We start from the raw sequence: 15,220 nt of genomic DNA on the forward strand, positions 1-15,220 counted from the left end.
GTCGAACATGGGTAGGCGCCCACTCGTCGCCATCGTCGGGGCTGCTGTCGTCGCATTGTCGGCTACCGCGTGCTCGCAGGGTGTCTACTCGATTCCGCTACCGGGCGGCGCGGACACTGGCAGTGATCCGATGCACCTGACCCTTCAGTTCGAGGACGTTCTCGATCTGGTTCCACAGTCGACAGTCAAGGTCGACGGCGTCGAGGTCGGCCGCGTCGACTCGATCACAGTCGCGGACGGGGAATGGACGGCCAACGTAGGTGTCGTCGTCAACAACTCGGTGGATCTGCCTGCCAATGCCTTTGCCGCGGTGGAACAGACGTCGATCCTCGGTGAGAAATTCATTCAGCTGACGGTGCCCGAGGGCGATGCGGATCCGCAGAAGCTGTCCGACGGTGACACGATTCCCCTGGACCGTACTTCCGCGACCGTCAATATCGAGCAGGTGCTCGGCGCGTTGTCGTTGCTGCTCAACGGCGGTGGCGTCGGACAGCTCGCGCCGATCGTCAAGGAGCTCAACGCGGCTTTCTCCGGTAGAGAGGGGACGACCCGAAGTTTGCTCGAGCAGGCGAACACGCTGATCGGTGGGTTGGATGAGCAGCGCAACGACATCACCAGGGCGTTGGACGGACTCGATGTTCTGACGACCGAGGTCAGTGGTCAGACGGAGAAGATCGACAGGGTGTTGCAGGACCTTCCGATCGCTACCGAGACGTTGGAGCAGCAGCGTCCGCAGCTCACTCAGATGTTGTCTCAGTTGGATCGTCTCGGCGCAGTCGGTACCGATGTCATCGAGCAGTCGAAGGACAATCTCATCGCCGATCTGCGCGCGTTGCGGCCGACGCTACAAGCACTCGCAGCCTCGGCGGACGACATCGTCTCCTCGGCGCCTCTGGTCCCGACGCTTCCGTTCCCCGACGGCATCGAAGAGGTCACTCAGGGAAACTCGGCCAATCTGTTCCTCTCACTCGATCTGTCGATCGGAACTGCACTGCGTAACTTCGGTGTCGGAGAGGGTGATCCGGTGTACATCCCGCCGAAGTTCGGTGACACATTGCCGTTGGTCGACCCGACGAACCCGTACTACAACGGCAACGGTCCACGCCCCGGCTGGCCGACCGTCTCGTTGCTGCCGTTACCGCCGATCACTCCTGCCCCTACACCGGCGCCCGGGGTGCCGGTGGCGCCAGGCACCGAGCCGGTGTCGGCAGTTGTGAACGGTGGTGCGGAACCGACGCCGTTCGGTCCGCTCAATGATCTGATCGAGCAATTCGGAGGTGGACAGTGAGGTCGCGGCTGGTCAAATTTCAGCTCATCGCGTTCGTCCTCGTCGCCGTGCTCGGCGTTCTTTACGTCGGCGGAAAGTACGTTCGTCTCGACAACCTGCTCGGTTTCGGGCAGTACAGCGTCAACGCGCAGTTCGCGGACTCCGGGGGCATCTTCAAGAATGCCGAAGTGACCTACCGAGGTGTGCCAGTGGGCACTGTCGGCGCTTTGTCGCTGACCTCGGACGGCATCAACGTGGAGTTGCTGTTGAACGATGGCGGACCGAGCATTCCGTCTTCGGCAAAAGCAGTGGTGGCCAACAGATCCGCTATCGGAGAGCAGTATGTCGATCTGCAGCCGACCAGCGACGAGGGGCCGTATCTGGAAGACGGTTCGATCATCACCGAGGCGAACACGGCGACTCCTGTTCCGGTGGAGGAGGTGCTCGCGAGCACCGATCGGCTGGTGAGTTCGGTTCCGACGGAGAATCTGACGACCGTAGTGAGGGAACTCGGTACCGCTTTCAACGGTAAGGGTGACGACCTGCAGCTACTGATCGATTCGCTCGGAACCTTGACGGAGACCGGTAACGAGGCGTTACCCGAGACGCTCGCGCTCGTTCGCGACACCCGAACAGTTCTGGACACGCAGTCCGAACAGTCCTCGTCGATTCGGCAATTCAGCAACGATTTGAACAACGTGACTGCCCAACTCCGAAGCAGCGACCCGGATATCAGGCGCCTCATCAATACCGGGACAGCGGCAAGCGATCAGGTGGGTGCCTTGATCGCCGAAGGCGGCCCTGCATTGACGACCGATCTGACGAACATCAACTCGGTGACCTCACTTGCCGCACCGCGTGCGTTGGCACTGAGACCCTTGCTGATTTTTCTGCCTGCCTTGGCCGCGGGCGCAGGCACGCTCACACCGGGTGACGGGACCATTCACCAGGGTCTGCTGCTGGAAACGAACAATCCGCCACCGTGCACCATCGGGTACGAGGCCTCGCAGGCAATTCTCGACGAGGAGAAGGCGAAGAACCCCAACTTCGATCTCACCCAAGAAAACTATCCCCTGAACTTGCAAGCGAATTGTGCGACACCACAGGGCAGTATCACCGGTGTGCGTAGCTCGAATCGCATCGTTTTCGCAGACCCGGCTACCCCCCAACCATGGGATCTGAAGCCGAAGGTCGATCCGGACAAGCTCAACCTGAATCCGATCGCCACTCAGCTAGCGCCCCTGGTAGGAGCGTCGCCGAAGTAGGCGTCGGTAGCGTGGCCGGTGGCTGCGTTCCTACCGATGGAACGATAGAAGACAGGGAACGAAGTTACTGAGTAGTAGGGTTGTGAGTGTGACGTCAAACACCGACGCCCAGGAGGCCACACCGTCGTCTCCTGGGTCGAAGAACAAAGCAAGGCCGGTCCTGATCGGCGTATCCCTCGTTGCCGTCGCAGCGCTTGTCGCTGCAGTGTGGTTCGGAATTGGCTGGGGTCGAGCTCTCTTCGTCGACAAGCCCATCGCCGACACCCGTGATTCCGCCCTGACCGGTGCGCAGCAGGTGGCGATCAATCTCAACACCGTCGATGCAGCCAATATCGACCAGTCGTTCGAGGACATGAAGTCCTCTATCACCGGCGACTCGATGTTGAACGACCTGACTTCCACTCAATCGACAATTTCCGACGAGGTACGCAACTCGGGCGCCAAGGGTTCAGCCGAACTGCTGCACGGCACTCTCACCGAACTCAGTGCCGACGAGGGAACCGCAACGGCGCTCGTGGTCATCGCCACGACCACGACCTGGCCGGATCGCCCCGCAGTCAAAAGCAAGCTGACCTTGCGTCTGTTCATGGAAGACATCGACGGCACGTGGAAGGCCAGCAAGGTCGACCCCGTAGGGACCGGAATCGCCCTCGACAACGGTGCTGTCGATCCGAATGCAATCCCGGCGGACCCGAATGCCGTGCCGGTCGATCCAGGTACTGCACCGTCCACAGTCGAAGGTCCCGCGCCAGTACCCGACGCGACCGGTGGACCATAAGTCCATCCCGATGGTTCGTCGAACCACGTATGCGTCGGTCGAAGAACATATCTCACAAGGAGTTGTCCGAAGTGCCTCCTCAGCGCCGGAAAATAGTTCCCCCCAACACCACCAGCAAGGCTCGCAAGAAGGTCGCCGGATCGAACCGACCTCCACACGAAGAACCTGCACAGCTGCAGGATTCTGTCGCCCCCGAAGGGTCTCCAGAAGCGGCCGACACGACGTTCCCTGGGAGCACGGTCGAGCCAACCTCACAGTCCAACAGTGCTACAGCGCAAGCGAAGCCGAGGGTGTCCACTGCGAAGGCCGAGAAAGCAGACACAGCAGAGCCCGTCGAAGCTCCGAAAGCCGGCACTGTCACTGCTTCGAATCGAACGAGCTGGAAACCGGTCGTTGCGGTCGGCGCTGTCGCCGTCGTCCTGGCGGCCTTTGCAGTGGTTGCGGCGTTTCGGCCTGGCGCAACGATCGACAACCAGGCATGGGTAGATCAGGGCGCAACATCGGAGGCCACTCGTGCTGCTACTGATGCCGTCGTAACGTTGTACTCGTACAAGGACACGACCATCGACGAGGATTTCGACAAAGCGCGGTCGTACCTGAATCCGCAGATGCTGTCCGATTTCGACAAGGCAGCCGAGACGACCAAGTCGGCGGTTCAGCAGACCCAGACGGCGACAGAGGCAAGCTTGACCGACATCGGTGTCGCGATCCTCGAGGACGACAAAGCCGAACTGGTGGCGAACCTGAATGTCAGTGCGACGCAGGCCGGTGTCGCGCAGGGCAATGCCGAAGGACCGATCACCATCAACCTCGAGAAGGTCGACGGGAAGTGGCTGTTGTCGGCGCTGTCAGATAAGTAGGGCCGTTCTCGTTTCGCATTCCATGAGTGGTTGACAGGTGCTGTTTCGTCGGTCGGATGCACCCCTGTGACTGGATTCACGGGCAGGGTGAACACTGTCGGCGGTTAACATCGCGACTGCGTCCTGCAGTGGGGCGAGCTCTGGTTGCTCGAGGTCGCCGCGGGGGTGCGCGGGCGGCCAGGGGCGGGTTTCGCGAGATGACGGAGCATTCATGACCGACACGACAATTGCACGAGTTTCAACGCAGTCCACCGGGAGAGTCGGATTTTCGGAGCGGGTGAACCCCGAGCTGATGCGGCTGTTGAGCGCCGTCGACCTGGACACGGAGTATGTACGGGGCGACGGCACAGTCTTGTTCGACGCCGAAGGTCGAAGCTATCTCGATTTTGCGGGCGCATATGGAGCCCTGCCTTTCGGGCACAATCCTCCACGTGTGTGGCAGGCGATGGACGCCGTACGCAACAGTGGTGAGGCCGTCTTCGTGCAACCAGCGGTGCTCTCTGCGGCGGGGGATCTTGCGTCGAGTTTGGTCGAGGTCGCGCCTGCAGGCTTGGGGCGCGTCACGTTTGTCAACAGTGGCGCTGAGGCGGTGGAGGTCGCCATCAAGATCGCAAGATCAGCGACAGGGCGACTGGGAGTTCTCAGCACCCACAACAGCTTTCACGGCAAAACTCTCGGCGCACTGTCGGCCACCGGGAATGTCAAGTATCAGGCGGGCTTCGGCGCTCCGGCCCCCGGGTTTGCCACTATTGCGTTCGGCGACAGTGACGCGCTCGACGCAGCGCTCACCGACAATCCAGATCAGTACGCGGTGTTCATGGTCGAACCCATTCAGGGGGAGGGTGGGGTGATCACGCCACCGGAGGGATACCTGCGTCGCGTACGTGAAATCTGCTCTGCGCATGGAGTTCTCATGGGAGTGGACGAAGTGCAGACCGGGCTGGGGCGAACTGGGAGGATGTTCGCCTGCGAGCACGAATCGGTAGTCCCGGACATCTTGACGCTTGCCAAGGCTCTGGGCGGCGGTGTTCTCCCCAGTGGCGCAGTGCTGTGCAAGCCGGAGTTGGTTGGTGAAAGCTTCTCTCTCCGTCACACTTCGACGTTCGCCGGAAATGCATTGACCGCTCGCGTCGGAGTGGCCGTGGTGAATGCATTGATTGCCGACAGTCAAGCGTTGGTCCGAAGAGTCCGTGACTGCGGTGAGGTGTTGAAGCGTGAATTGGAAAGGGTCGCACAGAAGTATCCGTCGGTCGTCACCGGTGTTCGTGGGCGTGGACTTCTCCTCGGTGTCGAGCTGACGGGCGACATCAATTTCGTGGGGGTGCAGTCGCTCCTCGGCTCCATCGCGCATCAGGAGAACCTTGCGGTGATGATCTCCTCCTATCTGTCACGGGTCGAAGGAATACGTCTCGCGCCGACGCTGTTCGGGGCGCGGGTGCTTCGTGTAGAGCCACCGCTGACGGTGTCCGACTCCGAATGTCGTCAGTTCGTGGCGGCTTTGGATCGTGCCCTCTCCTTCGTGGCAGAGGGTGATCTGGGCGGCTTGATCGGCCACCTCGTCGGACGGCCGGCCAAAGCGGAGCCGACGGTATATCCGACTGGAGCCCGGCGGATCCCGCACCTACCGGCGCAGGAGAGCGACCACCGATTCGGCTTCATCGCGCACCCTCTGAACTTGGAGGTGTTCGGTGCGTTCGACCCGACTCTTGTCGAATTCACACATGCGGAGCGAGCGGAACTGTTGAATCGATTCGCCTCGGCAACATCGGAATTGAATCCGTCCCCGTTCGTCATCGGCAGTGGCCGAGTGGTTCCGACATCAGGGGCTGCGGCCCACGGGTACCTGATCGGCTTGCCGTATACCTCGGCGGCACTGCTGAAGTTGCCGCCCGAGGTAGCTGTGGCGTCGGTGTCGGCGGCAGTGGATTTGGCGTTCGACGCGGGAGCCGAAGTTGTGGGTCTGGGTGGGTACTCCTCAGTGGTCACCGCGAACGGTCTGGCGCTCGGTGAGATGTCGGGCGTCGTGACGACCGGTAACTCGTTCACCGCAGCAGCCAGTATCCGAGCGGTGCGACGTGTGTGCGCTGAGCGTGGGCTCGACCTTGCAGATCTTCGTGTGACCATCCTCGGTGCCGCGGGTGCGATCGGTCGGACGATTGCGCGAGCACTGGCGCCCGACGTCGGCACCGTCACTTTGGTGGGCCGTCCCGGTGAACGAGGACAGATTGCCCCGAAACTGTGGGATGCCGCAATCGAAATCGCAGCTGCCGCGCGTGGGGGGAGAGGTGCGCTGGCCGATGCGGCTGAGCGGGCAGGGGGCTCGGTCGACGACTTGATCGGATCGGGGCATCTGGAATTCTTCGACGACCCGGCAGCGGGCGTTGCGCGCGCACATATCGTGATCGCGGCGACCTCGGCCCCACACGCGTTGATCGAAGCAGCCGACCTGGCTCCGAACGCGATTGTGTGTGACGTCGCTCAGCCGCCGAACATTCCTTACGATGTCGGCCTCGTCCGCCCCGACGTGACCGTGTTCGACGGTGGGATCGTGCGTCTGCCCGAGGGTTCGGATTTCGGTCTTACTTTCGGCCTCGCACCTGGCCTGACTTACGCATGCTTCGCCGAGACGATGTTGTTGTCGCTGTCGCGGCAATTCGAACTTCGTAGCCTCGGTACCGCTCTGGACGGTGCGAATGTCGAACGGCTCGGAGAGCTGGCCGACCGCTACGGTTTCGAGCTGGCCGAGGCGACCCGCTGGCGCGAGAAGAAGTAGAACGAGCCGGCAACGGTGGTGACGGTTGGGCGTGGTCGGGTGCCTACGGCCCGCCCGGCACGTCGCCCGCTCGAGGTGAACAAGCGATATCGACGATCGGAAAGTGAGAGCGGAACAGCGTTCCGATGTCGACAACGAGCGTCTCGGTCGCATGAATGGCGCACCCAAGTCATCTGATCGTATGAGTTGCCCATTGAAGCGATGGTGGGGTGGGTGCGGGCCTCGGTCAGGCGAAACTCGAGTAGAACGCGCATGGAAAGCGCAGGGAATGCGGACTCGCCGCCCGGCCCTCTTGACGCGCGGGCGCGCAGGGTCCAGTCTTGTCGTCAGTAAGCACCCCCGCGGTGAACGACCGGAGTGTTCGGTCGGAACGCACGGTCTGCGACACGCCGTTCTGAAGGCCTCGCAGGTTCGAATCCCGGGTGCTACTTTTGATGCCCCTGTTGCGCTGTGCGCACGTATGGGGTACCTTTGGACGTTGCGCTGGGTGCCTCCTGTCCACCTCTCGATTGCTGTGCCGTGAAGTGATTACTTCGTCGGTGTTGTGATGGGGATTCGTTCGGGTTGTGACCAGCGAATTCGCCCCACATTAAGCAAGCAGATACAGCGGCGGTCGCACTGCACGAGCGGCCCGCGTGAGGTGCTGGAAGGACGCATCTTGGCAGTCTCTAGCCAGACCAAGGCAGTTGTCGGAACACCGGGAGCCCCGAGGAGGGTTTCGTTCGCGAATATTCGCGAACCGTTGGAGGTACCCGGTCTCCTAGATGTACAGACGGACTCTTTCGAATGGCTGGTAGGTGCGCAAAGTTGGCGCGACCGTGCCGCCGCGCGCGGAGACAGTGGTGTCTCCGGCGGTCTCGAGGACATCCTGACCGAGCTGTCCCCGATCGAGGACTTCTCGGGCTCTATGTCCCTTTCCTTCTCTGATCCACGGTTCGACGAGGTCAAGGCCTCGATGGACGAGTGCAAAGACAAGGACATGACGTACGCGGCGCCATTGTTCGTGACGGCCGAGTTCATCAACAACAACACCGGTGAGATCAAGAGCCAGACGGTCTTCATGGGTGATTTCCCCATGATGACCGGCAAGGGCACGTTCATCATCAACGGCACCGAGCGTGTCGTCGTCTCCCAGCTCGTCCGCTCTCCAGGCGTCTACTTCGATCATTCGGTCGACAAGACGACGGAGAAGGACCTGCACAGCGTCAAGGTTATTCCTGGTCGCGGTGCCTGGTTGGAGTTCGACGTCGACAAGCGCGACACCGTAGGTGTTCGTATCGACCGCAAGCGTCGTCAGCCCGTCACGGTGCTGCTGAAGGCTCTCGGCTGGTCCACGGAGCAGATCACGGAGCGCTTCGGCTTCTCCGAGATCCTCATGGCCACGCTGGAGAAGGACAACACAGCCGGTACCGACGAGGCGCTTCTCGACATCTACCGCAAGTTGCGTCCGGGCGAGCCGCCCACGAAGGAGAGCGCGCAGACGCTTCTGGAGAACTTGTTCTTCAAGGACAAGCGCTACGACCTCGCTCGCGTGGGTCGTTACAAGATCAACAAGAAGCTCGGCCTCAATGCAGGTCAGCCGATTGTCGCTTCGACGCTCACTGAAGAAGACATCGTCGCCACCATCGAGTACCTCGTGCGTTTGCACGCAGGTGACACCTCGATGACGGCGCCGGATGGTGTCGAGGTTCCTGTCGAGGTCGACGATATCGACCACTTCGGTAACCGTCGTCTACGTACCGTCGGTGAGCTGATTCAGAACCAGATCCGCGTGGGGCTTTCCCGCATGGAGCGCGTCGTTCGCGAACGTATGACGACTCAGGATGTCGAGGCCATCACGCCACAGACCCTGATCAACATCCGTCCCGTCGTCGCCGCGATCAAGGAGTTCTTCGGAACCTCCCAGCTGTCGCAGTTCATGGACCAGAACAACCCGCTGTCGGGGCTGACGCACAAGCGTCGCCTGTCGGCTCTCGGACCGGGTGGTCTCTCCCGTGAGCGCGCCGGCCTCGAGGTTCGTGACGTTCACCCGTCGCACTACGGCCGTATGTGCCCCATCGAGACCCCTGAAGGCCCGAACATCGGCCTGATCGGCTCGCTGTCGGTATACGCACGGGTCAACCCGTTCGGCTTCATCGAGACCCCGTACCGCAAGGTCGTCGACGGTCAGGTCACCGACGATGTCGATTACCTGACGGCCGATGAAGAGGATCGCCACACGCTCGCACAGGCCAACGCGCCTCTGGACGACAGCGACCATTTCGTCGAGGACAAGATTCTTGTTCGCCGTAAGGGTGGCGAGGTCGAGTTCGTGTCGTCCTCGGACATCGACTACATGGACGTTTCACCGCGCCAGATGGTCTCGGTCGCAACCGCGATGATTCCGTTCCTCGAGCACGACGACGCAAACCGTGCCCTGATGGGTGCGAACATGCAGCGTCAGGCCGTTCCGCTGGTACGCAGCGAATCGCCGATCGTCGGTACCGGCATGGAACTGCGCGCCGCAGTCGATGCAGGTGACGTCGTGATCAGCGAAATGACCGGTGTTGTCGAAGAGGTCTCGGCCGACTACGTCACGGTCATGGCCGACGACGGTAGCCGCAAGACCTACCGGATGCGTAAGTTTGCGCGTTCCAACCAGGGCACATGTGCCAACCAGCGTCCGATCGTGGACGAGGGTCAGCGCGTCGAGTCCGGCCAGGTCCTCGCCGACGGCCCATGCACCGAAGACGGTGAAATGGCGCTCGGTAAGAACCTGCTCGTGGCGATCATGCCGTGGGAAGGCCACAACTACGAGGACGCGATCATCCTTTCGCAGCGTCTCGTGGAAGAGGACGTTCTCACCTCGATCCACATCGAGGAGCACGAGATCGATGCTCGCGACACCAAGCTCGGTGCCGAGGAGATCACTCGTGACATTCCGAACGTCTCCGACGAGGTCCTCGCTGACCTCGACGAGCGCGGCATCATCCGTATCGGTGCCGAGGTTCGTGACGGCGACGTGCTGGTCGGAAAGGTCACGCCGAAGGGCGAGACCGAGCTGACCCCGGAAGAGCGTCTCCTGCGTGCCATCTTCGGTGAGAAGGCTCGCGAGGTTCGCGATACTTCCCTCAAGGTTCCGCACGGCGAGAACGGAAAGGTCATCGGCATTCGCGTGTTCTCACGCGACGACGATGACGATCTGCCTCCCGGCGTCAACGAGTTGGTCCGGGTCTACGTCGCCCAGAAGCGCAAGATTCAGGACGGCGACAAGCTCGCAGGCCGCCACGGTAACAAGGGCGTCATCGGCAAGATCCTCCCGCAGGAGGACATGCCGTTCCTCTCCGACGGCACCCCGATCGACATTATTCTCAACACCCACGGCGTTCCGCGTCGTATGAACATCGGTCAGATCTTGGAGACCCACCTCGGGTGGATCGGCAAGACCGGCTGGAACGTTCAAGTGGCCACGGACGGCACCCGGCCCGATTGGGCCGAGCGTCTTCCGGAGGAGATGCTCTCGGCACCTGCGGACAGCAATATCGCTACCCCGGTGTTCGACGGCGCCAAGGAGAATCAGCTGACCGGCCTGCTGGCCAGCACGATTCCCAACCGTGACGGCGAGCAGATGGTCGGATCCGACGGAAAGGCCACCTTGTTCGACGGCCGTTCCGGCGAGCCGTTCCCATACCCGGTGTCCGTGGGCTACATGTACATCATCAAGCTGCACCACTTGGTCGACGACAAGATCCACGCTCGTTCGACCGGGCCGTACTCGATGATCACGCAGCAGCCCCTCGGCGGTAAAGCGCAGTTCGGTGGACAGCGCTTCGGTGAGATGGAGTGCTGGGCCATGCAGGCTTACGGCGCTGCGTACACGCTGCAGGAGCTTCTCACCATCAAGTCGGACGACGTTGTCGGCCGCGTGAAGGTGTACGAAGCAATCGTCAAGGGCGAGAACATTCCCGAGCCCGGTATCCCCGAGTCCTTCAAGGTGCTCCTCAAGGAGCTCCAGTCACTGTGCCTCAACGTGGAGGTGCTGTCCTCGGACGGCGCTGCTATCACGATGGCCGACGGTGACGACGAGGACCTCGAGCGTGCCGCAGCCAACCTGGGAATCAACCTCTCCCGCAACGAAGCTGCAACGGTCGACGACCTCGCTCAGTAGTTCTACGGTCCTCGGGCCTGCGGTGATCGCAGGCCCGAGGGCGCTCTTTCTCATATGACTGTTCTCAATGGCAGTTTGGTACAACACCCATAACGGGGAAAGGAAGTTACGTGCTCGACGTCAACTTCTTCGATGAACTTCGCATTGGCCTCGCCACTGCGGACGACATCCGTCAGTGGTCCTACGGTGAGGTCAAAAAGCCGGAGACCATCAACTACCGCACGCTCAAGCCCGAGAAGGACGGCCTCTTCTGCGAGAAGATCTTCGGCCCCACTCGGGACTGGGAGTGCTACTGCGGTAAGTACAAGCGTGTCCGGTTCAAGGGCATCATCTGTGAGCGTTGTGGCGTCGAGGTCACTCGCGCCAAGGTGCGTCGTGAGCGCATGGGTCACATCGAACTGGCTGCTCCCGTCACGCACATCTGGTACTTCAAGGGTGTCCCGTCACGTCTGGGCTACCTGCTCGACCTGGCTCCGAAGGATCTCGAAAAGATCATCTACTTCGCTGCCTACGTCATCACGACGGTCGACGACGAGCTCCGTCACAACGAGCTCTCGACTCTCGAGGCCGAGATGGAGGTCGAGAAGAAGTCGGTCGCCGATCAGCGTGACGCCGACCTCGAAGCTCGTGCGCAGAAGCTCGAAGCCGACATCGCCGAGCTCGAAGCCGAGGGTGCCAAGTCGGACGTACGTCGCAAGGTGAAGGACGGCGGCGAGCGCGAGATGCGTCAGCTGCGCGACCGTTCGCAGCGCGAGCTGGATCGTCTGGAAGAGATCTGGACTACGTTCACGAAGCTGACCCCGAAGCAGCTCATCGTCGACGAGCTCATCTACCGCGAGCTCATCGACCGGTACGGCGAGTACTTCACCGGCGCCATGGGTGCCGAGTCGATCCAGAAGCTCATGCAGACCTTCGACATCGACGCCGAGGCAGAGTCGCTGCGCGAAACCATTCGTAGCGGCAAGGGCCAGAAGAAGCTTCGCGCGCTCAAGCGTCTGAAGGTCGTCGCGGCCTTCCAGAACAACCGCAACTCGCCGATGGGCATGGTTCTCGACGCTGTTCCGGTCATCCCACCGGAGCTTCGCCCGATGGTTCAGCTCGACGGTGGACGTTTCGCGACGTCCGACCTCAACGACCTGTACCGCCGTGTCATCAACCGCAACAACCGCCTCAAGCGTCTGATCGATCTCGGTGCTCCCGAGATCATCGTGAACAACGAGAAGCGGATGCTGCAGGAGTCGGTCGACGCACTGTTCGACAACGGCCGTCGTGGACGTCCGGTCACCGGACCGGGTAACCGTCCGCTCAAGTCGCTTTCCGACTTGCTCAAGGGCAAGCAGGGTCGCTTCCGTCAGAACCTTCTCGGTAAGCGCGTCGACTACTCGGGTCGTTCCGTGATCGTTGTCGGTCCTCAGCTCAAGCTGCACCAGTGTGGTCTGCCGAAGCTGATGGCACTCGAGCTGTTCAAGCCGTTCGTGATGAAGCGTCTGGTGGATCTGAACCACGCGCAGAACATCAAGTCGGCCAAGCGCATGGTCGAGCGTCAGCGCCCGCAGGTGTGGGATGTCCTCGAAGAGGTCATTGCCGAGCACCCGGTGCTGCTGAACCGTGCACCTACCCTGCACAGGTTGGGCATCCAGGCGTTCGAGCCACAGCTCGTCGAGGGCAAGGCAATCCAGCTGCACCCGCTCGTGTGTGAGGCGTTCAACGCCGACTTCGACGGTGACCAGATGGCTGTCCACCTGCCGCTGTCCGCAGAGGCTCAGGCCGAGGCACGCATCTTGATGCTGTCCTCGAACAACATCCTCTCGCCTGCGTCGGGTCGTCCGCTCGCCATGCCGCGTCTGGACATGGTCACGGGTCTGTTCCACCTGACTCGTCTCGACGACGGTGCCGTCGGTGAACGTGCCGACGCCAAGACGGACCATGCCGAGTTCGGTGCGTACTCCAGCCCGGCCGAGGCCCAGATGGCCGTCGACCGCGGTTCGCTCACCGTGCAGTCGCAGATCAAGGTTCGGTTGACGTTGCAGCGTCCGCCGCGCGACATCGAGACGGAGCGTTTCCCCGACGGTTGGCGTCGTGGCGAGTCTTGGATCGCGGAAACGACATTGGGACGCGTGCTCTTCAACGAGCTGCTGCCGGCGGACTACCCGTTCGTCAACGAGCAGATGCCGAAGAAGCGTCAGGCGACGATCATCAACGATCTCGCCGAGCGTTACCCGATGATCGTTGTTGCGCAGACCGTGGACAAGCTGAAGGATGCGGGCTTCTACTGGGCCACTCGTTCTGGTGTCACGATCTCGATCTCCGACGTCCTCGTGCCGCCGGAGAAGCCGGCGATCATGGAGACCTTCGAGGCGCAGGCCGATCAGATCGAGAAGAAGTACCAGCGTGGCGCACTCGACAAGGTCGAGCGCAACTCTGCTCTGGTCAAGATCTGGCAGGACGCGACCGAGCAGGTCGGTAAGGCCATGGAGGCGCACTTCCCCGACGACAACCCCATCCCGATGATCGTGAAGTCCGGCGCAGCCGGAAACATGACTCAGGTGCGGTCGCTCGCCGGCATGAAGGGCCTGGTGACCAACCCGAAGGGTGAGTTCATCCCGCGTCCGATCAAGTCTTCCTTCAAGGAAGGCCTGACGGTCCTCGAGTACTTCATCAACACGCACGGTGCTCGTAAGGGGCTGGCGGATACGGCACTTCGTACCGCCGACTCGGGCTACCTGACCCGTCGTCTCGTCGACGTCTCGCAGGATGTCATCGTTCGGGAAACCGACTGTGGCACCGAGCGTGGCATCAACACGATCATCGCCGAGAAGCTCGCCGATGGCACGATGATCCGCGACGCTCACGTCGAGACCAGCACGTACGCCCGCACCTTGGCGAGCGATGCTGTCGACGCGAACGGCACGGTCATCGTCTCTCGTGGACACGACCTCGGCGATCCGGCCATCGACGCGTTGCTCGAAGCGGGCGTCACGTCGGTCAAGGTTCGTTCGGTCCTGACCTGCACCACCGGCACCGGCGTCTGCGCCACGTGCTACGGCCGTTCGATGGCCACCGGCAAGTTGGTCGACATCGGTGAGGCCGTCGGTATCGTCGCCGCACAGTCGATCGGTGAGCCCGGTACTCAGCTGACAATGCGTACCTTCCACCAGGGTGGTGTCGCCGGAGATGACATCACCGGTGGTCTGCCTCGCGTCCAGGAACTGTTCGAGGCACGTGTGCCGAAGGGCAAGGCTCCGATCGCGGACGTGTCGGGTCGAATCCAGCTCGAGGACGGCGATCGTTTCTACAAGATCACCATCGTCCCGGACGACGGCGGTGAGGAGGTTGTCTACGACAAGCTCTCCAAGCGTCAGCGTCTGCGTGCCTTCAAACACGACGACGGCACCGAGCGACTCCTGTCGGACGGTGACCACGTCGAGGTCGGCCAGCAGCTCATGGAAGGTGCTGCCGATCCCCACGAGGTTCTGCGCGTGATGGGTCCTCGCCAGGTTCAGATCCACCTGGTCAACGAGGTCCAGGAGGTGTATCGGTCGCAGGGTGTGTCGATTCACGACAAGCACATCGAGACGATCGTGCGCCAGATGCTCCGTCGTGTCACGATCATCGACTCCGGCTCCACCGAATTCCTGCCCGGTTCACTTACCGAGCGCAGCGAATTCGAGGCGTCGAACCGTCGCGTCGTGTCCGAAGGTGGCGAGCCCGCAGCCGGTCGTCCGGTCCTGATGGGTATCACCAAGGCCTCGCTGGCAACCGATTCGTGGCTGTCTGCAGCGTCCTTCCAGGAGACCACTCGTGTGCTCACCGATGCGGCTATCAACTGCCGTAGCGACAAGCTCATAGGTCTGAAGGAGAACGTCATCATCGGAAAGCTCATCCCGGCTGGTACCGGCATCAACCGGTACCGGAACATCCAGGTGCAGCCGACCGAAGAGGCGCGTGCCGCGGCATACGCGGTGCCGTCGTACGACGATCAGTACTACAGCCCGGATGGCTTCGGAGCCAACACCGGCGCAGCAGTGCCGCTCGACGACTACGGCTTCTCCAACGAGTACCGCTAGCCAATAACGCAAAAGCCCCGCACTCCGACTTCGGTCGGGTGGCGGGGCTTTTTCGTGCGGTAA

General features: G+C 61.9%; 7 protein-coding genes. All 7 read left to right on the top strand.

The features are described from left to right. Positions 1-7: 7 nt before the first annotated feature. The 7 genes from O1W68_RS15535 (at position 8) to O1W68_RS15565 (ending at position 15,157) form a co-directional block, all read left to right on the top strand. Positions 8-1,288, top strand: coding sequence for an MCE family protein (locus tag O1W68_RS15535; RefSeq protein WP_269305371.1), 1,281 nt, complete (start codon positions 8-10; stop codon positions 1,286-1,288). Then, entirely contained in the window at positions 1,285-2,532 is a 1,248-nt protein-coding gene (locus tag O1W68_RS15540) for an MCE family protein (protein WP_269304975.1), read from the top strand. The genes O1W68_RS15535 and O1W68_RS15540 overlap by 4 nt, the downstream gene beginning before the upstream one ends. Positions 2,533-2,620: 88 nt before the next feature. Further along, complete coding sequence (locus O1W68_RS15545; protein WP_269304977.1) at positions 2,621-3,310, top strand: hypothetical protein; 690 nt, start codon at positions 2,621-2,623, stop codon at positions 3,308-3,310. A gap of 290 nt (positions 3,311-3,600) precedes the next feature. Next, a complete protein-coding gene (locus O1W68_RS15550; protein WP_269304979.1) occupies positions 3,601-4,170 on the top strand; it encodes a hypothetical protein in 570 nt (189 codons plus the stop codon). Between the two features lie 211 nt (positions 4,171-4,381). Further along, positions 4,382-6,943: an aminotransferase class III-fold pyridoxal phosphate-dependent enzyme gene (locus O1W68_RS15555; RefSeq protein ID WP_269304981.1), complete on the top strand. Its 2,562-nt coding sequence runs from the start codon at positions 4,382-4,384 to the stop codon at positions 6,941-6,943. Positions 6,944-7,583: 640 nt separating this feature from the next. Beyond that, a complete protein-coding gene (rpoB, locus tag O1W68_RS15560) occupies positions 7,584-11,090 on the top strand; it encodes a DNA-directed RNA polymerase subunit beta (protein ID WP_088942755.1) in 3,507 nt (1,168 codons plus the stop codon). A gap of 110 nt (positions 11,091-11,200) precedes the next feature. Next, positions 11,201-15,157: a DNA-directed RNA polymerase subunit beta' gene (locus O1W68_RS15565; protein WP_269304983.1), complete on the top strand. Its 3,957-nt coding sequence runs from the start codon at positions 11,201-11,203 to the stop codon at positions 15,155-15,157. The last annotated feature ends 63 nt before the right edge of the window (positions 15,158-15,220 follow it).

Origin of the sequence: Rhodococcus sp. H36-A4, assembly GCF_027158005.1 — a bacterium.
Lineage (GTDB): Bacteria > Actinomycetota > Actinomycetes > Mycobacteriales > Mycobacteriaceae > Rhodococcoides.

Bases quoted from the DNA above. Each gene is read 5' to 3' on its own strand.
- O1W68_RS15555 (WP_269304981.1), top strand. From the start codon at position 4,382: ATGACCGACACGACAATTGCACGAGTTTCAACGCAGTCCACCGGGAGA.
- O1W68_RS15535 (WP_269305371.1), top strand. From the start codon at position 8: ATGGGTAGGCGCCCACTCGTCGCCATCGTCGGGGCTGCTGTCGTCGCA.